The organism is Giesbergeria giesbergeri (genome assembly GCF_054779375.1).
In genome coordinates, this window is the sequence record NZ_BAAGYJ010000002.1 from 519,261 (window position 1) to 540,147 (window position 20,887).

A 20,887-nucleotide genomic window follows, 5' to 3' on the forward strand; every position below is an offset into this window, starting at 1 on the left:
CGTTCTCCTGGATGGCGCAGACTTACAGCGGAATGTTCCCGTGCTTGCGCCAGGGGTTGTCGAGCTTCTTATCGCGCAGCATGACCAAACTGCGGCAAATGCGCTTGCGGGTTTCGTGCGGCAAAATCACATCGTCGATAAAGCCACGCGCACCGGCCACGAAGGGGTTGGCAAAGCGTTCTTTGTATTCGGCTTCGCGGGCAGCGAGCTTGACCGGGTCGTTTTTGTCTTCGCGGAAGATGATTTCTACCGCACCCTTAGCGCCCATCACGGCAATTTCGGCATTGGGCCACGACAGGTTCACGTCGCCGCGCAGGTGCTTGGAGCTCATCACGTCATAAGCGCCGCCGTAGGCTTTGCGCGTGATGATGGTGATCTTGGGCACGGTGCATTCCGCATAGGCGTACAGCAGCTTAGCGCCGTGCTTGATGATGCCGCCGTATTCTTGCGCGGTACCGGGCATAAAGCCGGGCACATCGACAAAGGTAATCACGGGGATGTTGAAGGCATCGCAGAAGCGCACAAAACGGGCCGCCTTGATGCTGCTCTTGATGTCCAAGCAACCGGCCAGCACCAGCGGCTGGTTAGCTACGATGCCCACAGTTTGGCCTTCCATGCGGCCAAAACCAATCACGATATTTTTGGCGTAGTCGGGCTGCAACTCAAAGAAATCGCCATCGTCCACCGTTTTGACAATCAGCTCCTTCATGTCGTAGGGCTTGTTTGGATTGTCTGGTACCAGCGTATCCAACGACATATCGGCGCGGTCTGCCGGATCGTTGCTGGGGCGCACCGGGGGCTTTTCGCGGTTGTTCAGCGGCAGGTAGTTGTAGAGGCGGCGCAGCATTAGCAATGCTTCGACATCGTTCTCAAAGGCCAAATCGGCCACACCGCTCTTGGTGCTGTGGGCAATCGCGCCGCCGAGTTCTTCGGCCGTTACGTCTTCGTGCGTCACGGTTTTGACCACTTCGGGGCCAGTCACGAACATGTAGCTGCTGTCCTTGACCATGCAGATAAAGTCGGTCATGGCGGGCGAATAGACCGCGCCACCAGCGCAGGGGCCCATGATCATGCTGATTTGTGGAATCACGCCCGAGGCCAACACGTTGCGCTGGAACACATCGGCATAACCGCCCAAGCTGGCTACGCCTTCTTGAATACGCGCACCGCCCGAATCGTTCAGGCCGATCACCGGAGCGCCCACCTTCATGGCTTGATCCATCACCTTGCAGATTTTTTCTGCATGGGCTTCGGACAGCGCACCACCAAACACAGTGAAGTCTTGGCTGAACACAAACACCAAACGGCCATTGATCATGCCGTAGCCAGTGACCACACCATCGCCGGGGATTTTGTTCTCGGCCATGCCAAAGTCGGCACAACGGTGCTCGACAAACATATCCCATTCTTCAAACGTACCTTCGTCCAGCAGCAACTCGATGCGCTCGCGGGCGGTGAGTTTGCCTTTGGCGTGTTGTGCGTCAATACGGCGCTGACCGCCGCCCAAGCGGGCGAGTTCGCGCTTGTGCTCCAGTTTTTCTAGGATTTCGTGCATGTCGTTCCTTTGGTTGTGTAGGGGGGAGAGGTAAGGGCGCTTCTGGTGTTTAGCGGCTATGGGCCAGAAGCAGATTTCTTGCAGCGGTGGAGGGGGCCAAACGGCCCGCCGCCACATCCGCCAGCGTGTGCGGTAGCAGTGCCTGTACTTGCGGGTGCTGACGAAAAGCCAGCTTCAGCCCGGCATCAATGCGTTCCCACATCCAGCTCAGGGCTTGTTTTTCGCGCCGGACGGCCAAACGGCCATTGGTGGTTTGCAGTTGCCGGAACTCCGACACCGCTGCCCAAAAGCCATCCACACCTTGGCCCAACAGGGCGCTGATTTGCACCACCTTGGGATGCCAGAGCGCCTCATTGTGGTGGGCATGTTCTGGGTTGCCATGCTGGCCCAGCAAACGCAGGCTGGAGGTGATTTGCGCTTCGGCGCGCGTGGCTGCGTTTTTGTCGATGTCGGCCTTGTTGATGACGACCAAATCGGCCAATTCCATCACGCCTTTTTTAATCGCCTGCAAATCATCACCGGCATTGGGCAATTGCAGCAGCACAAACATATCGGTCATGTTGGCGACTGCGGTTTCAGATTGGCCCACACCCACGGTTTCTACAATCACAATGTCGTAGCCAGCCGCTTCGCAGACCAGCATGGCTTCGCGGGTTTTTTCGGCCACGCCGCCCAACGTGCCACTGCTGGGGCTGGGGCGGATATAGGCCCGCTCTTGCACCGAAAGCTGCTCCATGCGGGTTTTGTCACCCAAAATGGAGCCACCCGAGACGCTACTGGACGGGTCAATCGCCAGCACTGCCACCCGATGTCCTTGGCCGATCAGATACAGGCCCAGCGTTTCGATAAAGGTGGATTTGCCCACCCCCGGCACACCGCTGATGCCCAAGCGCAAGGCTTTGCCGGTGTGTGGCAACAGGGCCGTCAGCAGCTCATCGCCCTGTGCGCGGTGGTCAGCCCGGGTGGACTCCAGCAGGGTGATGGCCTTGGCCATCGCCCGCCGCTGTTGCACTGCATTGCCGTGCAACAGGGCTTCTTGCAGCGCCAGCACGGCCATGCTCACGCCGCTTGGGCCTTGCGGATTTGTTCCAGCACGTCTTTTGCGCTGGCCGGAATCGGGGTACCGGGGCCGTAAATGCCCTTCACACCGGCTTCGTACAGGTGCTCGTAGTCTTGTACCGGAATCACGCCACCCACAAACACGATGATGTCGTCTGCGCCTTGGTCTTTCAGGGCTTGGATGATGGCAGGCACCAACGTTTTGTGCCCAGCAGCCAAGGTACTGACACCCACGGCATGCACGTCGTTTTCAATTGCTTGGCGCGCACATTCTTCGGGGGTTTGGAACAGCGGCCCCATGTCCACGTCAAAGCCCAAATCGGCAAAGGCGGTGGCTACCACTTTAGCGCCCCGGTCGTGGCCGTCTTGGCCCAGCTTGGCAATCATGACGCGCGGACGGCGGCCTTGGGCCTCGGCAAAGGCGTTGATTTCTTCTTTCAGCTTGTCCCAACCCTCGGCAGAATCGTAAGCAGCAGCGTACACACCCGTCACCTTTTGTGTGTCGGCACGATGGCGGCCATACACTTTTTCCAACGCATCCGACACTTCACCCACGGTAGCGCGCAGACGGATAGCCTTGATGCTTAAATCGAGCAAATTGCCTTGGCCGGATTCGGCGGCAGCGGTCAGGGCATCCAAAGCGGCTTGCACGGCAGCATTGTCGCGGCTGGCCTTGATCTGGTTCAGGCGCTGCACTTGGCCCTCGCGCACCTTGACGTTGTCAATTTGCAGGATATCGACCGGGTCTTCTTTCGCCAGCTTGTATTTGTTCACGCCGACGATCACGTCTTTGCCGGAGTCAATACGCGCTTGCTTTTCAGCCGCAGCGGCTTCAATTTTCAGCTTGGCCCAGCCCGAATCGACCGCTTGGGTCATACCGCCCATTGCTTCGACTTCTTCAATGATTTTCCAAGCCGCGTCCATCATGTCTTGGGTCAGCTTTTCCATCATGTAGCTGCCAGCCCAAGGGTCAATCACGTTGGTGATGTGGGTTTCTTCTTGGATGATGAGCTGGGTATTGCGGGCAATACGGGCCGAGAACTCGGTGGGCAGGGCGATAGCTTCGTCCAATGCGTTGGTGTGCAGGCTTTGTGTGCCACCAAACACAGCCGCCATGGCCTCAATGGTGGTACGCACCACGTTGTTGTACGGGTCTTGCTCGGTCAGGCTCCACCCCGAGGTTTGGCAGTGTGTGCGCAGCATCAGGCTCTTGGGGTTTTTGGCATCAAAACCCTTCATGATGCGGCACCACAACAGGCGGGCAGCACGCATCTTGGCGACTTCCAAGTAGAAGTTCATGCCAATCGCCCAGAAGAACGACAGACGACCGGCAAAAGCGTCCACGTCCATACCCTTGGCAATGGCGGTTTTGACGTATTCTTTGCCATCGGCCAGTGTAAAGGCCAACTCCAGCGCCTGATTAGCGCCAGCTTCTTGCATGTGGTAGCCCGAAATCGAAATCGAGTTGAACTTGGGCATGTTCTGCGCCGTGTACTCGATGATGTCGCCAATGATTTTCATCGATGGCTTGGGCGGGTAGATATAGGTGTTGCGCACCATGAACTCTTTCAGAATGTCGTTCTGAATAGTTCCAGAGAGCTTGTCTTGGCTCACGCCTTGTTCTTCTGCCGCCACCACATAACCCGCCAGCACCGGCAGCACCGCACCGTTCATGGTCATGGACACCGACACTTTGTCCAACGGAATCTCGTTGAACAAAATTTTCATGTCTTCTACCGAGTCAATGGCGACACCGGCCTTGCCCACATCGCCCGTGACGCGGGGATGGTCAGAGTCGTAACCCCGGTGGGTTGCCAAGTCAAACGCCACCGACACGCCTTGGCCGCCAGCGGCCAGCGCCTTGCGGTAAAAAGCATTGGATTCTTCAGCGGTAGAAAAACCGGCGTATTGGCGAATTGTCCAAGGGCGCACCGCATACATGGTGGCTTGCGGGCCGCGCAGATAGGGCTCAAAACCGGGCAGGGTGTTGGTGTGGCGCAAATCAGCCGTGTCTTCGGCGGTATAGAGTGGCTTGACGACGATACCGTCAGGGGTCGTCCAGTTCAGGGCATCGACATTGCCACCGGGGGCCGATTTGGCGGCGGCACGTTGCCAGTCCTCAAGAGAGGCTGTTTTGAAAGAATTTTCGTTAGGGCTGCTCATGGGCATGGTCTCCGGTCGCTAAGAGAGTGGCTGGCTCGCTCGCAATGCTTCGCAGGCCCGCACGACGGTGGCGAGTGTACCGCATCCGTAATTATTAATTTATAGTTTTTTTCGGTACCATTGCGCCCATGTCTGCCGTCACCCTGACCCCCCGTGCACTGTACGAAGAAGTGGCCGAACAACTGCGCCAGCGCATTTTCCGCCGCGAGTTGGAACCCGGCTGCTGGATTGATGAACTCAAGATTGCCGAAGAATTTGGCATCAGCCGCACGCCGCTGCGCGAAGCATTGAAAGTCTTGGCTGCCGAAGGGCTGGTCACGATGAAGGTGCGCCGTGGCGCTTACGTGACCGAAATGTCTGAAAAAGACCTGCGCGATGTCTACCACCTGCTCAGTCTGCTGGAAAGCGATGCTGCGGGGGTCGTGGCGGCACAGGCCAGCGCAGCACAGTTACAGGCACTGCAAGAGCTACACGCCGAACTCGAAAGTGCCGTGCATGAACGCGAACGCTTTTTTGCCCTGAACGAGCAATTTCACATGCAATTGCTGGAGCTGGCAGACAACCGCTGGCGCAGCCAAGTGGTGACGGATTTGCGCAAAGTGATGAAGCTCAACCGGCACAACTCGCTGTTCAAGCAGGGCCGGATGGCGGACTCTTTGCGCGAACACCGGGCTATTTTGACGGCGCTCACGGCCCGCGATGCCGCTGCTGCGGCCCAAGCCATGCAAACGCATTTTGCCCAAGGCCTAGAGGCCGCTACACCTTAGGGCATGGCCGTGACAAAGGCCACCACGGCCTGAATGTCTGCATCGCTCATGCTGCGCATGGTGGGGGTCATGATGGATTTGGCCAATGGCCCCGATTGGGCCGTGCGGTAGCGGTCTAGCATTTTGCGCAAATAACCCGGCTGCTGCCCCGCAATGCGGGCGATTTGCTCATTACCCAAACCATTGGCACCGTGGCAGGCCAAACACTGCTTCTGGTACACCACCTTGCCTTTATCCGCCAGTGCAGGTGTGGTGCTGGGTTTGTGGTTGACGGTTTGCGCCGAATAAAACAGTACCATGCCCACTTTTTCGTCGCTGTTCATGGATTTGATCATGCCCTCCATGAACTCATTGCGCCGCTGCCCCGTGGCAAACAGGCGCAATTGCTCCAACAGGTAAGCAGGATTTTGTCCTGCCAGATTCGGAATGTCGGGATTCAGGCTGTTACCACCATCGCCGTGGCAGTGGACGCAGACGGCAGCCACTTTGCGGCCCAGTTTGAACAGGTTTTCTTCTAACGCCGGATTGGCTTGCACTTCTTTCAAACGGGCACTTAGATCCACATCGGCGGTGGCCCGTGCCCTGGATGGCTGTGCAGCCACTGGCTGCAAGGCACACACTGCAAGCAATGCGGTGGCCAAGGCCACTGGAATGCGTTTCACCATGAATAAATCCCTTCCGGAAAAAGGGCATTCTAGATTGAAGCTGGCGTGCTTATGCCGCGCCAGCACGCCTTCTCAACGATAGATTTGCAGCTGGCGCTTCTTTTTGACCTCGATTTTGGGCTGTAGAGGCATAGGGTTGGCAGGCAGAGGGCTGGTAGGGCGCAAGCTACCAACGGGCAGCAGCCACGTAGGCTCCTGTGGCTTCTGTGGCGACTGCATCCATTCGGCGGGGATACCGATGCAGTCTTCATCGTTTGTAACGGGTGTATCGGATGGTGCAGGGGGCACTGGGCCTGCTGGCTCGAGAAAACCAATGCGGCGCAAGGCTTCCAATTGCTCATGGGGGATGGTGTCGATGGCTGTCTCGATCCGAAAGCGCCAATTGCTACACCAATAACCTATGGGATGCCCATCCTCTTGTTGTTGCAGGGGAATGTGGGCATGGCCTTCGCGGGCAATGAATTGCGCAATCACGGGCAGGCGGTCGGTGAAATGGCTCAGGGGCGTGGTAATGGGAATCGGTTTTCCTTGGGACATGGCACAGAGACGGCTGTTTGAAAAGCAAGCCGTGGAGTCTGGCAGTCGAAAACGGCACCGCCAGCTATAGACAGGTTTTGACGCTATGTGAATGGCGGAGAGTTTTAGGCACCGACTGCCGGATGGAAAAATAACTCAAAATAACGGTGGCGCCAGAGCACATTTTAGCATTGGCGGCCCCAGAGTGCTCTCTCTGGTGATGGTCTGCCCATTCAAACGCGATCAGGCCGTCAACATGCCACGTTGTTCAATAAATTGCACCACTTGCTCTAAGCCATCCAGCGTTTTGAGATTGGTCATCACCCATGGGCGGCGTTGAGCATCTGGACGCATGCGGGCAGTATCTTGTCGCATCACCTCCAGATTGGCACCCACATGGGGCGCCAGATCGGTTTTATTGATCACAAACAGATCGCTCTTGGTGATGCCAGGGCCACCCTTTCGGGGGATTTTCTCGCCCGCGGCCACGTCAATCACATAAATGGTCAAGTCCGACAGTTCAGGGCTGAATGTGGCTGCCAGATTGTCGCCACCAGACTCGATAAAAACAATATCCGCCTGTGGAAACTGGCCCAGCATCCTGTCAATGGCTTCTAGGTTGATGGAGGCATCCTCGCGGATAGCGGTATGTGGGCACCCCCCTGTCTCTACCCCCATGATGCGTTCAGGTGGTAATGCACCACTGAGGGTTAGCAGGCGCTGATCTTCTTTGGTGTAGATATCGTTAGTAATGGCAATCAGGTCATAGCGTTGGCGCATCGCCTTGCACAGCATTTCTAGCAATGTGGTTTTGCCAGAGCCAACGGGGCCACCAATGCCCACGCGCAAGGGTGGAAGTTTTTTAGTACGGTGAGGAATATGGTGCAGGCTCATGAACGAAATAGACGGGAATATTGGGTTTCATGCCGGGCCGACAAAATGGCCAACATGGGACTAAACGCCTGCCGATCCTCTTCGGGCAGGGACATGGCATGGGTCACTGCCGCTGGAATTTGCCGACTGAGCCGCGCCAAAATACGCTGGCCTGCGCTTTGGCCCAATGGCACGGCCTTGATGGCCGCTTGCACCATGTTTTCTGCCCAACCAAAGGCATAGGCATACAGGCCAGAGGCCGGTGGTTGCTCTGGTGGCAAATGCACTGCCAATGCCAACGCATAGGCCACAGGGTAACTGGGTGCCTGTAGGGCTGTAGGTAACAGCGCCAACAAAAACTCAGGCCGTTGCAGCGATTTAAGCCACTCTATTAACGAGCGGCCCATTTGCTCGCTTTGTAAACGCAGCTCTGCTGTCTCTCGGGTGTTGCGCACCCATTGGTCTAAACGCAGCAAAGTGGGCCAGTCGCGCAAACGCCAAGCATGTACCGCTTGGGCCAATACAGCCAAATCAGAACGCGACTGGCCCAAGTGAAGTTGGTCGGTGAGCCATTGGGCCGTGCTGGCTTCGTCATGCACCAGTCCGGCCTCTACAGCTGCCTCCAGTCCTTCAGAGTACGAAAATCCACCTATCGGCAAAGCTGGCGAAGCCAACCACAACAGGGGCAGTAGAGCTGGCGTGACTGTGCCGGCCAAGGGCTGGGAAGGTGCAGATACAGGTGCGGCCTGCCTGCCTGCTTCAATGCACAGGGTCATGGTGGTGCTCTGCTGTAACGTGGGGGTGGTGATGCGCATGGCTGCCACTGTGGTGTGAATGCCCCATCGTGGCATGTTCTCCATAAGCGCCGGCCTCTGGCTCAAAAGCTTCATAGGCTTCAGCCACCGTCAGGTGCATTTGGCACAACATGTCTGCCAGCACATGGTCTGGCTCAATTTTGAGGTGGTCGGGCTGAAGTTCTATCGGCACATGGCGGTTGCCAAGATGGTAGGCAGCGCGCAACAGATCAAAGGGGCTGCCATGTTCAGGACAATGCGTGATGCGCAGCACCGACTGCGGTGCTGCAACCACGAGCAGCAGGTCGCCTTCAACGGTCAACAACACATCGCCACCGCGCAAAAGTGTGCCGCGTGGCAGAAAAACACCTACATGCCGGTCTTGGCTGTCGGTACAGTCAAAACGGCTTTTTTGGCGCAAATCCCAGTCCAACGTGACGGTGGCGGCACGGCGAATCAATACCGAGGCCAACCCCTGACCTTGGGGAATGCGTTTGGAGGCTTGCAGCATCTTAGAACAGAAAATAGCGTTGTGCCATGGGCAAGGTTTGGGCTGGCTCACAGGTCAGGAGCAGACCGTCTGCACGTACGGCGTAGGTTTGGGCATCGATATCCATCTGCGGGGCGTAATCGTTGAGCACCATTGAGGACTTGTTCGCCACACGGCATCCTTTGGCAGCTACCAGCCGTTTTTGCAGGCCAAATCGTTCGCCAATGCCTGCGGCCAAACCCGCCTGTGAAACAAAGGTCAAAGAGGTTTGGGCGATGGCTCCGCCATAGGCTCCAAACATGGGCCGGTAATGCACGGGTTGTGGCGTTGGAATAGAGGCGTTGGGGTCGCCCATCTGTGCTGCCGCGATCATGCCACCCTTGAGAATCAGCGCAGGTTTGACACCGAAGAAAGCGGGCTTCCACAGCACCAGATCGGCCCATTTGCCCACTTCTACCGAACCAATCTCGTGGGCTATGCCGTGGGCGATGGCTGGGTTGATGGTGTATTTGGCAATATAACGCTTGACGCGAAAGTTGTCGTTGCGGCTGTGGGCCTCTGCCTGGTCAGAGCGGCCCGGCGTGGGGGCCAGCCAGCCACGTTGTTGCTTCATCTTGTGGGCGGTTTGCCAGCAACGGGTAATGGTTTCGCCAATGCGGCCCATGGCTTGGCTGTCAGAGCTGAAAATGCTGATGGCGCCCAAGTCGTGCAGGATGTCTTCGGCAGCGATGGTCTCACGCCGAATCCGGCTCTCGGCAAAAGCCAAGTCTTCAGGGATGGCTGGGTCAAGGTGGTGACAGACCATCAGCATATCGACATGCTCGTCGAGGGTGTTGACGGTGTAGGGGCGGGTCGGGTTGGTGGAGGAGGGCAATACATTGGCCTCGCCCACTACTTTCAGGATGTCGGGGGCATGACCGCCGCCTGCACCTTCGCAGTGAAAGGTATGGATGGTGCGGCCCTTGAAGGCGGCCAGGGTGTCTTCAACAAAGCCCGATTCGTTCAGGGTATCGGTGTGGATAGCTACTTGGGTGTCGGTGGCTTCGGCAACGCTCAGGCAGTTGTCGATGGCGGCAGGCGTGGTGCCCCAATCTTCATGCAGCTTCAGACCAATGGCACCGGCCTCAATCTGCTCTAGCAGGCCTTGTGGCTGGCTGGCATTGCCCTTGCCCAAGAAGCCGATGTTCATCGGAAAGGCCTCCGCCGCCTGCAACATGCGCTCCATGTACCAAGGGCCGGGGGTGCAAGTGGTGGCGTTGGTGCCGGTGGCTGGGCCAGTGCCACCACCTGTCATGGTGGTGATGCCGGACATCAACGCTTCTTCAATCTGCTGAGGGCAGATAAAGTGGATATGGCTGTCGTGCCCGCCTGCCGTTACGATCATGCCCTCACCGGCCAATGCCTCTGTGCCGGGGCCAATGATGATGTCTACACCGGGTTGAATGTCGGGGTTGCCTGCCTTGCCAATAGCGCAAATACGGCCACTCTTTACACCAATATCGGCTTTGACGATACCCCAGTGATCGACAATCAGTGCATTGGTAATGACCAAATCGACAGCCCCTTGGGCACGGCTGCGCTGGCCCTGGCCCATGCCGTCGCGCACGGTTTTGCCGCCGCCAAATTTGACTTCTTCGCCATAGCCCAAGGGTTGACCTTGGGCATCACGCAGGCCGCCACCCGCTTGCAGGGTGTAGTCGCGCTCAACTTCAATGAGCAAATCTGTATCGGCCAGTCGCACCCGGTCGCCCACGGTGGGGCCAAACATTTCAGCGTAAGCACGGCGGGAAATTGTGCTGCTCATGACAAGGCTCCATTGGTCAGGCCACGAAAACCGATCACGATGCGATCACCAGCGTAGGCCACCAACTCGACCGTGCGTTGCTGGCCTGGCTCAAAACGCACCGCGGTGCCAGACGCAATGTTCAAGCGCATACCTTGGGCTGCGGTGCGGTCAAAATCCAACGCGCCATTGGTTTCGGCAAAATGGTAGTGAGAGCCGACCTGAATGGGCCGGTCTGCTGTGTTGCGCACCACCAACGTATGTGTAGGGCGGCCAGGGTTGAGCAGATGCTCGCCTTCGGCAATCAGGTATTCGCCTGGAATCATCAATAACTCCTGTGCCACTCAGGCCATGAGCAAAGGCCAGCCCAACACCACACCACTGGCAGCCACTGCCACTCCAGCAGCACGAGATACCCAACGGTGACGCTGGCGCAACACCAACCCTGCCGCCAAGCCCACGCCATGCAGCAGGGCTGTGCCTACCACCATGCCCAACAGAGCAGGGCCACCATTCAACTCCTGACCATGTGCCATGCCGTGAAACAACGCAAAAGCCCCCACTAGTGCCCCACCTACTGCGAGTGGCAACCGGGTTTGTGCAGCCAGTAACAGCCCCACCACCAGCAAGGAGGCCACAATCATTGGCTCGACCCCTGCCCAACTCAAGCCCGACTGTGCCAACAGGGCACCGGCCAACAGCGTCAAAGCAAACGATAGCGGTGCTACCCCAGGCCGGGCTGTTGTGGTGGCGCTCCATAAGCCCACGGCCAACATAGCGCCCAAGTGGTCTAACCCGCTCATAGGGTGCAGCAAACCACTGAGAAAACCGTGGTGCTCTCCGGCATCCACACCAGCATGGGCCAGTGCCGCACTAGAGCCAAGGGCCAGCAGGGCCGGGGCCACAGTGCGCAGAGCGCGCATAGGAGAGGTAGGCTGTGTCTGTGTCATGGAAAAAATCTCCTGTAAGGGGGTTCAGGCGATAGGCTGGTGGACGGTGACCAGCTTGGTGCCATCAGGAAAGGTGGCCTCGACTTGAATGTCGGCAATCAGCTCGGGGATGCCGTCCATCACATCATCACGCGTGAGCACTTCGCGGCCTGCGCTCATCAGCTCGGCCACGGTTTTGCCATCGCGGGCGCCCTCCATCACAGCAGCACTGATGAGTGCCACCGCCTCGGGGTAGTTGAGTTTGAGGCCACGCGCGCGGCGGCGCTCAGCCAGCAATGCTGCGGTAAAGATCAGCAGCTTGTCTTTTTCGCGGGGTGTCAGATCCATAGCAAAGGATCAGCAAAAGCCATGCCTACCTATCAGGACGATGGCAATGGCATGAAAACTGCCTCAGATGGCGTGTGCACGACCCCGATTTTTCCCAACCTTCTGTCCCAGGCAACCAAGCCGTGCAACGCATTGTCAAGGTGCGGCGCGACTACAACCGTTGGGTAGCCAGCGAAACCCTGGAAGACTATGCTCTGCGCTATGCCCCCCAACGGGCCCGACAATGGTCGCCGTGGCGGGTTGCCAATACGGCCTTTGGTGTAGCGTCTTTTTTGGTGCTGGAGGCCGTGGGGGCCACACTGCTGCTGAAATATGGTTTTGACAATGCCTTCTGGGCTATTTTGGCCACGGGGCTGATTATTTTTCTGGCTGGCTGGCCCATCAGCATCTACGCTGCCCGCTACGGGGTAGATATGGACTTGCTGACGCGCGGGGCTGGTTTTGGCTATATCGGCTCGACCCTGACTTCGCTGATCTACGCCTCTTTTACGTTCATCTTCTTTGCACTAGAAGCCGCCGTGATGGCCTATGCACTGGAGTTGACTTTGGGTATTGCGCCAGTCTGGGGCTACCTGATTTGCGCTTTGGCCGTGATTCCGCTGGTCACACATGGCATTGCTGCCATCAGCCGCTTTCAAGTGTGGACGCAGCCCCTCTGGCTGGCGTTGATGGTGCTTCCCTATGGTGCTGTGCTGTTGTTAGAGCCGCAGGTGTTGTCCCAGCTCACGCACTATGCTGGCACATCTGGTCAAGGAGGCACTTTCCAGTGGCACCTCTTTGGTGCAGCTCTGACGGTGGGCATGGCACTTATGACCCAAATGGGGGAGCAGGCTGATTACCTGCGCTTTATGCCTGCCCCAGAGCCAAAGTCAACACGGCAGTGGTGGCTGGCTGTGCTGGTGGGAGGGCCGGGGTGGGTGTTGATGGGTATGCTCAAAATGCTGGGTGGCGCCCTGTTGGCTTGGCTGGTGCTGTCGCAAATGGTGCCAGCGCAGCAGGCGGTAGATCCCAATCAGATGTATCTGGCCGCCTTCGAAACCTTTTTGCCCTATGGCTGGGCGGTGTGGGTGACGGCACTGTTTGTGGTGGTGTCACAACTCAAAATCAATGTGACCAATGCCTATGCCGGGTCGTTGGCTTGGAGTAATTTTTTCTCGCGCCTAACGCACAGCCATCCGGGGCGGGTGGTTTGGGTGGTGTTTAACACCGCCATTGCCCTGCTCCTGATGGAAATGAACTTGTTTCAGGCACTGGGTGATGTTTTGGGGCTATATGCCAATCTGGCGATTGCTTGGATCATGGCCGTGGTGGCCGATCTGGTGATCAACAAACCGCTGGGCTGGTCGCCAGCGGGCATCGAGTTTCGCCGTGCCTATCTGTTTGACATCAATCCCGTGGGGGTGGGCGCGATGGTGTTGGCTTCGGTGCTGTCCATCATGGCACATCTGGGGGTTTTTGGCAGCTTGTTGCAGGCATTTTCGGCGTTGGTGGCAATGGTCACGGCCTTGATTACCTCCCCGCTGATTGCTTGGGCTACGCGCGGGCGCTACTATCTGGCCCGCCAGCCCCAAGCACCTACCAGTGCGACCGAGCTGCGCCGTTGTGTAGTGTGTGGGGGCGACTATGAAGCCCCAGACACCGCCCATTGCCCAGCCTACCGGGGACAAATTTGCTCACTGTGCTGCACGCTGGATGCCCGCTGTGCTGACCACTGCAAACCGCAGGCACGGCTATCGGCCCAATGGAGCCAAGTGCTGCGCAGCCTCACTCCGCGCAAACTGTGGCCCTATCTGGATGGCGGGCTGGCCCATTTCATTTTGCTGTTATTGGTGACAGGGTTGGTGCTGGCAGCGGTGCTGGGGCTGGTGTACCGGCAAGAGTGGCAGAGTCTGGGCCAATTGTCTGCCCCACCAGATGTGCAGGCCACAGTGGGCCAAGCACTGCGCATGGGTTATGCCAAAGTGTATGTGGTGCTGCTGCTGGTGTTTGCCATCGTAGCGTGGTGGCTGGTGCTAGCGCACAAGAGCCGCGAGGTGGCGCAGCAAGAATCCAACCGCCAAACGGGGCTGCTGCTGCGCGAGATCGACTCGCACCGGCGCACCGACCAACAATTGCAACAAGCCAAACAGCAGGCAGAAAAGGCCCGCGCTCTGGCCGATCAAGCCAATCAGGCCAAGACACGCTACATCAGCAATATCAGCCATGAGCTGCGCACACCACTCAACAGCATTCTGGGCTATGCACAATTGCTACAACAAGACGGCGCACTAGGGACGCAACATGCCCATGCGATCCGTGTGATTTTGCGTGGTGGTGAGCATCTGCTGTCGCTGATTGAGGGCACGTTAGACGTGGCCCGGATTGAGTCGGGCAAAGTGGCCTTGCAACCAGTCCCACTGGATTTGCGTGCGCTCATGCAAGAAATGGCCCATCTGTTTGAGTTGCAAGCCAGCGACAAAGGGCTGCGCTTTGTTTTTGAGGGGCCGTCCCAATGGCCTACCGCTGTGCGGGCTGACGAAAAGCGCCTGCGCCAGATTTTGATTAACCTGTTGGGCAATGCCGTCAAGTTTACGGCCCAAGGTGAAGTACGGCTGGCGCTGCGCTACGCCCGGCAGATGGCCCATATCGAGATCAGCGACACCGGCCCCGGCATGACGGCAGCAGAACTGGCGCAGATATTCGAGCCTTTTGCCCGTGCTGCCAGTGCGGCCACAGCACAAACGCCTGGCTCAGGTTTGGGCCTGACCATTGCCAAAATGCTGACTGAACTGATGGGGGGGGAACTCAGCGCCCACAGCCAACCTGGCGTGGGCACACGCTTTTTGCTACGGCTGTTTTTGCCCGAGTTGCACCAAGCGCCCGCCTCTGCCACCCTGCCCACCCACCAAATGCCTGTGGGCTATGCGGGCCACCGCCGCCAACTGCTGGTCGTAGACAACGAAGAGGCAGACCGCCAATTGCTGGCCCGTTGGTTGGAGCCGCTGGGCTTTGTTGTCAGCCTGGCAACCCAAGGTGAAGACGCCTTACAACAATTGCGGGCGGGCTTGCGCCCCGATGTGGTGTTTATGGATTTGGCCATGCCCGGCATAGATGGTTGGGAGACCCTGCGGCATATTCAGGCCATGGCTTTGGAGCCGCCCCCGATATTGGCGGTGGTATCGGCCAACGCTTTTGACAAAGGGCTGGACAACACCATTGGCCTGCCACCCGAAGATTTCTTGGTCAAACCCGTGCGCCACCGCGATGTACTGCAATGGTTACAAGGCAAACTGCCTTTGCAATGGCAGTTTGCACCGCCCACGCCTGCCCCCACCAAGGTGCCAATGATCAGTAGCATGGCCCCCACCCCAAATCTTCCGGCACCGGCCATCGACAGCTTGATAGAACTGGCCCAGTTGGGCTACTACCGTGGCTTTGTCAAACGGCTCGATGCCCTGCAAGCCCAATACCCCGAATGTGCAGCTTGGGCTGCACCACTGTATGCGCAGGCGCGCGAATTTCGCTTTGATGCCATTGTGCAAAAGTTGCAGTCTGTGCCTGCCACCGGAGCCTCCTCATGACCCTACCCAATCTCCCCACCGATGGCGCCGTGGTGCTACTGGTGGACGATATGCCCGACAACATCGCCCCACTGCACGATGCCTTGGACGATGCCGGCTACACCGTGCTTGTGGCACTGGATGGTGCCTCGGCACTGGAGCGTGCAGCGCAAGCCCGGCCCGATGTGATCTTGCTAGACGCCCTGATGCCAGGCATGGATGGCTTTGAGGTGGCACAACGCCTCAAGGCCGACCCCATGCTGGCAGCTATCCCCATTTTGTTCATGACCGGCTTGACCGAGACGGAGCATCTGGTCAAGGCACTGGGTGTAGGCGGCTGTGACTATGTGACCAAGCCGGTTAAACCGCTGGAAGTGATGGCCCGCATGGGCGTACATCTGCAATCGGCCCGTCAGGCCCGACAAGGTGCCTTGGAACGACAGCAGGCACGTAGCGCATTAGATGCCTTTGGCTATGCCACCATCACCGTGCGCGCGCGTGATGGCCGCCTAATGTGGCAAACGCCACTGGCGCGGCAGCTGTTGCTACGCTACTGTGGCACCGAAGCGCCTGCCACCCCTGCCGATGTGTTGCACTGGTTGCGCCGCCACCTGTCCGAAGCCCAGCGCCAGCTCGAGCCTCCCCGCCTGACCCTCACACAAGAGGCCAGCGCGCTCACCTTCCGGCTGCACCGCGCTTTGGGCGAGTCTGAACGATCAGACGATAGCCCCGAGGGCGAGTGGCTGATTGTGATGGAAGAAACCTCCGAGGCCAGCACGGTGGAGCTGCTAGCCAGCAGTTTTGGCCTGACCCAGCGCGAAGCAGAGGTGCTGCACTGGGTAGCGCAAGGAAAAATCAACCGCGACATTGCAGAGATTTTGGGCGCCAGCCCGGCCACAGTCAAAAAGCACCTTGAGCGCATTCATGCCAAACTAGGGGTAGAGACCCGCACCGCTGCTGCCGCCATGGCCGTCAACCGGGTGCGCTCTGTGCAACACCCCGGCGCACACTGAAGATGGGGGGTTCAAATAGCCACCAGTTGCCGAATGCCCTTATCCGGCATTTCGGCACCCGGCCCACTGGCAATTACCTCGCCACGCTCCATCACCAGATAGCGGTCGGCCAGTTCTTCAGCAAAATCGTAATACTGCTCTACCAGCACAATAGCCATCGGCTGGCCGTTCAGCCCTTGCTGGGCCAGTTGCTTGAGCACCCGACCAATGTCTTTGATGATGTTGGGCTGGATGCCTTCGGTGGGTTCGTCCAACACCAACAGTTTGGGTGCCGGGGCCAGAGCGCGGGCAATCGCCAGTTGCTGTTGTTGCCCGCCGGAGAGGTCACCCCCGCGCCGCCCCAACATCTGTTTGAGCACCGGAAACAGCTCATAAAGCTGCGTAGGAATAGGCGTGCCAGCTTTTTGGGTAGCCAACCCCATCAGCAGGTTTTCGTGTACCGTCAGCCGGCCAAAAATTTCACGCCCTTGGGGCACAAAGCCAATACCTGCTCTGGCCCGTTCGTAGGGGGTGGTTTTTTCGATCGATTGACCATTAAAAACCACTTTGCCCGAACGCACTGGCACCAGTCCCATCAATGATTTGAGCAAGGTGGTCTTGCCAACACCATTGCGCCCCAGCACCACGGTGATTTCACCAGCCTTGGCTTGCAAATCAACGCCGCGCAAAATATGTGAGCCGCCGTAATACTGGTGCAATTGTTCGATCTGTAGCATGTTGTGTTCCTTCAGCGGCCCAGATAGACCTCAATCACGCGCTCATCGGCCTGCACCTGGTCTAGGGTGCCTTCGGCCAGCACAGAGCCATCGCACAGCACCGTTACCTTTTCGCTGATGGCGCGGATAAAGCTCATGTCGTGCTCCACCACCATCAACGAATGCTTGCCCTTGAGACGCAAAAACAGCTCGGCAGTGCGCATCGTTTCTTCATCGGTCATGCCTGCCACCGGCTCATCGAGCAGCAGCAATTTGGGTTCTTGCATCAGCAACATGCCAATTTCTAGCCATTGCTTTTGGCCGTGGCTCAAATCACCCGAGCGGCGCAGCACAGCATCTTGCAAGTGGATGGTTTCTAGCACTTCGGCCAGCCGGTCTTTTTGTTCGCCATTGAGGCCAAACTTCATGCTTGGCCACACGCCCTTGTGTGTAGCCAAGGCCAGTTCTAAGTTTTGAAAGACGCTCAGTTCTTCAAACACCGTTGGTTTTTGAAACTTGCGCCCTATACCCAAAGCGGCAATCTCTGGCTCTTTGTAGCGCAGCAGATCGATGGTGGAGCCAAAAAACACCGTGCCCATATCAGGCCGGGTTTTGCCGGTGATGATGTCCATCATCGTGGTCTTGCCTGCACCGTTGGGGCCGATGATGCAGCGCAGCTCACCAGGGGCAATGTCCAAGTTCAGGCCATTGATGGCCTTGAAGCCATCAAAACTGACATGCACATCTTCCAAATACAGAATGCGCCCGTGGGTCACGTCTACTTCACCAGGCACCACCGGGCGCGAAAATCCCGCCGCCCTGCCTCCTGAGGCGGTTTTTCCTTGTTGTTGCGCTATTCTGGCTTGAGCGCGCGCATAACGTTCGGCGCCTTGATCCATCAAATCGGGGGTCATGCTTTGCCTCCTTGGGTTTTCTTCCAACGCAGTTTTTGCACCAAGCCCACCACGCCCTGCGGCAGGTACAGCGTTACGACAATGAACAATGCCCCAAGGCAATACAACCAAAACTCTGGAAAAGTCACCGTCAGCCAGCTCTTGGCTCCATTGACCAAGAAAGCACCCACAATCGGGCCAATCAGTGATGCCCGCCCACCCACTGCCGCCCATACAGCAATCTCAATGCTGTTGGCCGCACTCATTTCGCCGGGGTTGATAATGCCCACCTGGGGCACATAAAGCGCCCCCGCCACGCCACACATCACGGCAGAAATCACCCAAATGGTCAGCTTGTAGGGCAGTGGGTCGTAGCCACAGAACATCACCCGACTTTCAGCATCTCGGATGGCTTGCAACACGCGGCCAAACTTGCTTTGCACCAGCCAACGCGCCAACAAGTAGCAGCCCACCAGCGTCAGGCCCGTCAGCACAAACAGCGTCATGCGCATCTCTTGCGTAGCCAAGGGCTGGCCCAGAATGCGTTTGAAATCGGTAAAGCCGTTGTTGCCGCCCAAGCCGGTCTCATTGCGAAAGAACAGCAGCATGGCAGCAAAAGTCAGTGCCTGCGTAATGATGGAGAAATACACCCCTTTGATGCGCGAGCGAAAGGCAAAGTAGCCAAAGACAAAGGCGACCAGCCCCGGCACCAACAGCACCAGCAACACAGTGGCGGCAAAACTGTCGCTCAAAGCCCAGTGCCAAGGCAGCTCCTTCCAGTCCAAAAACACCATGAAATCGGGCAAATCACTTTGGTAGCTGCCCTCACGGCCAATTTGGCGCATCAGGTACATGCCCATCACATAGCCGCCCAAGGCAAAAAACAAGCCGTGGCCCAAACTCAAGATGCCGGTATAGCCCCAGATCAAGTCCATCGCCAACGCACAAATGGCATAGCACATCATCTTGCCGAGCAAGCCGACCATATAGTCGCTCAAGTGAAAAACGCTGCCCGCTGGCACCCACAGATTGAGCGCCGGAGCGACCGCACAAATCACCAACAAGACCAGCCACAGGGCACGCCAACCGCTGCGGGCCATCAATGGGCCTTTGGCAGGCAATGCGATGGCTGACGGGCTGGCCGTCACAGAAAGGGAAAGGGTGGTTTTCATAAGACCTCCGGTTTCAGGCTTGACGGCCCTTGAGGGCAAAAATGCCTTGCGGACGCTTTTGGATAAAGACAATGATGAACACCAGCACAGCAATCTTTGCCAGCACAGCCCCCACCCAGCCTTCCAGCAGCTTGTTTAACAGGCCCAGCCCCAGCGCGGCATACACCGTGCCTGCCAACTGCCCTACGCCTCCCAACACCACCACCATGAAAGAATCGACGATGTAGTTCTGGCCCAAGTCTGGCCCCACATTGCCTACTTGGCTCAAGGCACAGCCCGCCAGCCCCGCAATACCAGAGCCCAGTGCAAAGGCATAGGTATCGATGCGCGCCGTATTGACCCCCATGCAAGAGGCAATAGGGCGGTTCTGTGTGACAGCACGCACAAACAGGCCCAAGCGCGTTTTGCCAATCAACAGTGCCACCGCCAGCAGCACCGCTAAGGCAAAAGCCACAATGACGATGCGGTTCCAGGGCAGGGTCAGGCTGCCCAATAGCGTGATGCCGCCGCTCATCCACGCTGGGTTTTCTACCCCCACGTTTTGGGCGCCAAAGAGGCTACGCACCCCCTGCATCAACACCAGACTAATGCCCCAAGTGGCCAGCAACGTTTCCAGTGGACGACCATATAAAAAACGGATCACACTGCGCTCCATCGCCGCACCCACCAAGGCTGCAGCCAGAAACGAGAGCGGCAACGCTGCCAACAAATACCAGTCAAAGGCATTGGGCAAATACTGGCGAAAAGCCACCTGCACCAGATAGGTGGCATAGGCACCAATCATGATGAGTTCGCCATGCGCCATGTTAATGACCCCCATCAGGCCATAAGTAATCGCCAACCCCAGTGCCGCCAGCAGCAAGATGGAACCTAGGCTGATGCCAGTAAACATCTGCCCCAATGCTGCGGCTGTGTCCAGTTGGTTCTCTACCGTGCGCAGGGCTTGGCTCAGCGCAGCTTTCACGGTGGGGTTGGCCTCGGCACTCAGGCGCTGTGCTAACAGCGCCTTCACAATCGGTTGGCCTGTGTGGGCCAGCTTTTGTGCCGCAGCTATGCGCTGGGTTGGGTCGGCACTGGCCAAATGCAGTGCAGCCTGTGCCAGCAGCAACGACTCCCGCGCGGCAGGGTCGAGCTTGTTGGCAAATTCAGCCGAGAGCGCACGCTCGACCAACAGCAGTTGTGCCGGATTAGGGTCATCAAAAGCGCCGCGCTGCAAAATGGCTGCCGCTTGTGCTTGGCGTGTGCTGTCGCCTTCCAACAGATCCATGCCCGCCAGTGCGCTGTCCAAGGCACCGCGCAAACGGTTGTTGACCACCGCTTCCTCTGCCAAATCGCCCAATGGCACAGCCACGCCACTCACCGCGTCTAACGCCTGCGTGCCCTGCACGATCAGCACGCGGCCTTCCTGCACCTGCACGCTCTCCTCCGACAAGGCCCGAATCAGTGCATGGGCGCGCGGATCGTCGCTAGCGGCCAGTTGCAATAGTTGGGCTACACGCTCATCAGCCTCGCCTTCAACCAATTGCAAGGCCTGATCGGCGGTCAGTGCCGAAGCCGATAGTGGCAGCAGGGCACCACAGGCCAGGCCCAGCCCTAGCACGGTGCGCCGCAGTACGCTCATCATGGTGTGTCG

At 58.1% G+C, this 20,887-nt stretch carries 19 protein-coding genes; 3 read left to right on the forward strand and 16 right to left on the reverse strand.

Translation table 11 applies throughout. The annotated features are described in order from the left end of the window. Positions 1 to 22: 22 nt before the first annotated feature. The 3 genes from ACYVB2_RS06570 to scpA are packed head-to-tail and all read right to left on the reverse strand — an operon-like array spanning position 23 to position 4,777. Entirely contained in the window at positions 23 to 1,555 is a 1,533-nt protein-coding gene (locus ACYVB2_RS06570) for an acyl-CoA carboxylase subunit beta (RefSeq protein WP_382430298.1), read from the reverse strand. Between the two features lie 49 nt (positions 1,556 to 1,604). Beyond that, entirely contained in the window at positions 1,605 to 2,612 is a 1,008-nt protein-coding gene (gene meaB / locus ACYVB2_RS06575; protein WP_382430518.1) for a methylmalonyl Co-A mutase-associated GTPase MeaB, read from the reverse strand. 2 nt (positions 2,613 to 2,614) lie between these two features. Further along, positions 2,615 to 4,777, reverse strand: coding sequence for a methylmalonyl-CoA mutase (scpA, locus tag ACYVB2_RS06580; RefSeq protein WP_382430296.1), 2,163 nt, complete (start codon positions 4,775 to 4,777; stop codon positions 2,615 to 2,617). 128 nt (positions 4,778 to 4,905) lie between these two features. On the opposite strand from scpA, the gene ACYVB2_RS06585 reads away from it, so the two are divergent. Beyond that, positions 4,906 to 5,544 carry a GntR family transcriptional regulator gene (locus ACYVB2_RS06585; protein WP_382430294.1) on the forward strand — a complete coding sequence of 213 codons (639 nt, stop codon included), beginning with the start codon at positions 4,906 to 4,908 and terminating at the stop codon, positions 5,542 to 5,544. On the opposite strand, the gene ACYVB2_RS06590 is transcribed toward ACYVB2_RS06585, so the two are convergent. The 9 genes from ACYVB2_RS06590 to ACYVB2_RS06630 form a co-directional block, all read right to left on the reverse strand. Continuing rightward, on the reverse strand, positions 5,541 to 6,209 hold the full coding sequence (locus tag ACYVB2_RS06590) for a c-type cytochrome (protein ID WP_382430292.1): 669 nt from the start codon (positions 6,207 to 6,209) through the stop codon (positions 5,541 to 5,543). The two genes, ACYVB2_RS06585 and ACYVB2_RS06590, sit on opposite strands and share 4 nt — an antisense overlap. 72 nt (positions 6,210 to 6,281) lie before the next feature. Next, positions 6,282 to 6,746, reverse strand: coding sequence for a Helicase associated domain protein (locus ACYVB2_RS06595; protein ID WP_382430290.1), 465 nt, complete (start codon positions 6,744 to 6,746; stop codon positions 6,282 to 6,284). A 222-nt stretch (positions 6,747 to 6,968) separates the two neighbouring features. Continuing rightward, positions 6,969 to 7,619 (reverse strand): urease accessory protein UreG, encoded by a 651-nt coding sequence (gene ureG, locus ACYVB2_RS06600; RefSeq protein ID WP_382430288.1) that lies wholly within the window; start codon positions 7,617 to 7,619, stop codon positions 6,969 to 6,971. Next, positions 7,616 to 8,374, reverse strand: a complete 759-nt coding sequence (locus ACYVB2_RS06605) for an urease accessory protein UreF (protein WP_382430516.1) — start codon at positions 8,372 to 8,374, stop codon at positions 7,616 to 7,618. The genes ureG and ACYVB2_RS06605 overlap by 4 nt, the downstream gene beginning before the upstream one ends. After that, entirely contained in the window at positions 8,358 to 8,903 is a 546-nt protein-coding gene (ureE, locus tag ACYVB2_RS06610) for an urease accessory protein UreE (RefSeq protein WP_382430286.1), read from the reverse strand. The genes ACYVB2_RS06605 and ureE overlap by 17 nt, the downstream gene beginning before the upstream one ends. A 1-nt stretch (position 8,904) precedes the next feature. Further along, on the reverse strand, positions 8,905 to 10,686 hold the full coding sequence (ureC, locus tag ACYVB2_RS06615) for an urease subunit alpha (RefSeq protein WP_382430284.1): 1,782 nt from the start codon (positions 10,684 to 10,686) through the stop codon (positions 8,905 to 8,907). Beyond that, positions 10,683 to 10,991 (reverse strand): urease subunit beta, encoded by a 309-nt coding sequence (locus ACYVB2_RS06620; protein WP_382430282.1) that lies wholly within the window; start codon positions 10,989 to 10,991, stop codon positions 10,683 to 10,685. The genes ureC and ACYVB2_RS06620 overlap by 4 nt, the downstream gene beginning before the upstream one ends. Before the next feature lie 18 nt (positions 10,992 to 11,009). Continuing rightward, on the reverse strand, positions 11,010 to 11,615 hold the full coding sequence (locus ACYVB2_RS06625) for a HupE/UreJ family protein (protein ID WP_382430280.1): 606 nt from the start codon (positions 11,613 to 11,615) through the stop codon (positions 11,010 to 11,012). A gap of 24 nt (positions 11,616 to 11,639) precedes the next feature. Next, on the reverse strand, positions 11,640 to 11,942 hold the full coding sequence (locus ACYVB2_RS06630; RefSeq protein WP_382430278.1) for an urease subunit gamma: 303 nt from the start codon (positions 11,940 to 11,942) through the stop codon (positions 11,640 to 11,642). Positions 11,943 to 12,073: 131 nt separating this feature from the next. On the opposite strand from ACYVB2_RS06630, the gene ACYVB2_RS06635 reads away from it, so the two are divergent. Both ACYVB2_RS06635 and ACYVB2_RS06640 read left to right on the forward strand, forming a co-directional pair. Further along, positions 12,074 to 15,502 (forward strand): hybrid sensor histidine kinase/response regulator, encoded by a 3,429-nt coding sequence (locus ACYVB2_RS06635; protein WP_382430514.1) that lies wholly within the window; start codon positions 12,074 to 12,076, stop codon positions 15,500 to 15,502. Further along, a complete protein-coding gene (locus ACYVB2_RS06640) occupies positions 15,499 to 16,494 on the forward strand; it encodes a response regulator (protein WP_382430276.1) in 996 nt (331 codons plus the stop codon). The genes ACYVB2_RS06635 and ACYVB2_RS06640 overlap by 4 nt, the downstream gene beginning before the upstream one ends. 11 nt (positions 16,495 to 16,505) lie before the next feature. Here ACYVB2_RS06640 and urtE read toward each other — a convergent pair whose 3' ends face one another. Genes urtE through urtB form a run of 4 tightly spaced genes read right to left on the reverse strand, consistent with a single transcriptional unit; the run spans position 16,506 to position 20,878 of the window. Then, positions 16,506 to 17,210, reverse strand: a complete 705-nt coding sequence (gene urtE, locus ACYVB2_RS06645) for an urea ABC transporter ATP-binding subunit UrtE (protein ID WP_382430274.1) — start codon at positions 17,208 to 17,210, stop codon at positions 16,506 to 16,508. 11 nt (positions 17,211 to 17,221) lie between these two features. Further along, entirely contained in the window at positions 17,222 to 18,103 is an 882-nt protein-coding gene (gene urtD / locus ACYVB2_RS06650; RefSeq protein WP_382430272.1) for an urea ABC transporter ATP-binding protein UrtD, read from the reverse strand. Continuing rightward, positions 18,100 to 19,254 carry an urea ABC transporter permease subunit UrtC gene (urtC, locus tag ACYVB2_RS06655; protein WP_382430270.1) on the reverse strand — a complete coding sequence of 385 codons (1,155 nt, stop codon included), beginning with the start codon at positions 19,252 to 19,254 and terminating at the stop codon, positions 18,100 to 18,102. Before urtC ends, urtD begins: the two co-directional genes overlap by 4 nt. A 13-nt stretch (positions 19,255 to 19,267) precedes the next feature. Beyond that, positions 19,268 to 20,878, reverse strand: coding sequence for an urea ABC transporter permease subunit UrtB (gene urtB / locus ACYVB2_RS06660; RefSeq protein ID WP_382430268.1), 1,611 nt, complete (start codon positions 20,876 to 20,878; stop codon positions 19,268 to 19,270). Positions 20,879 to 20,887: the final 9 nt, after the last annotated feature.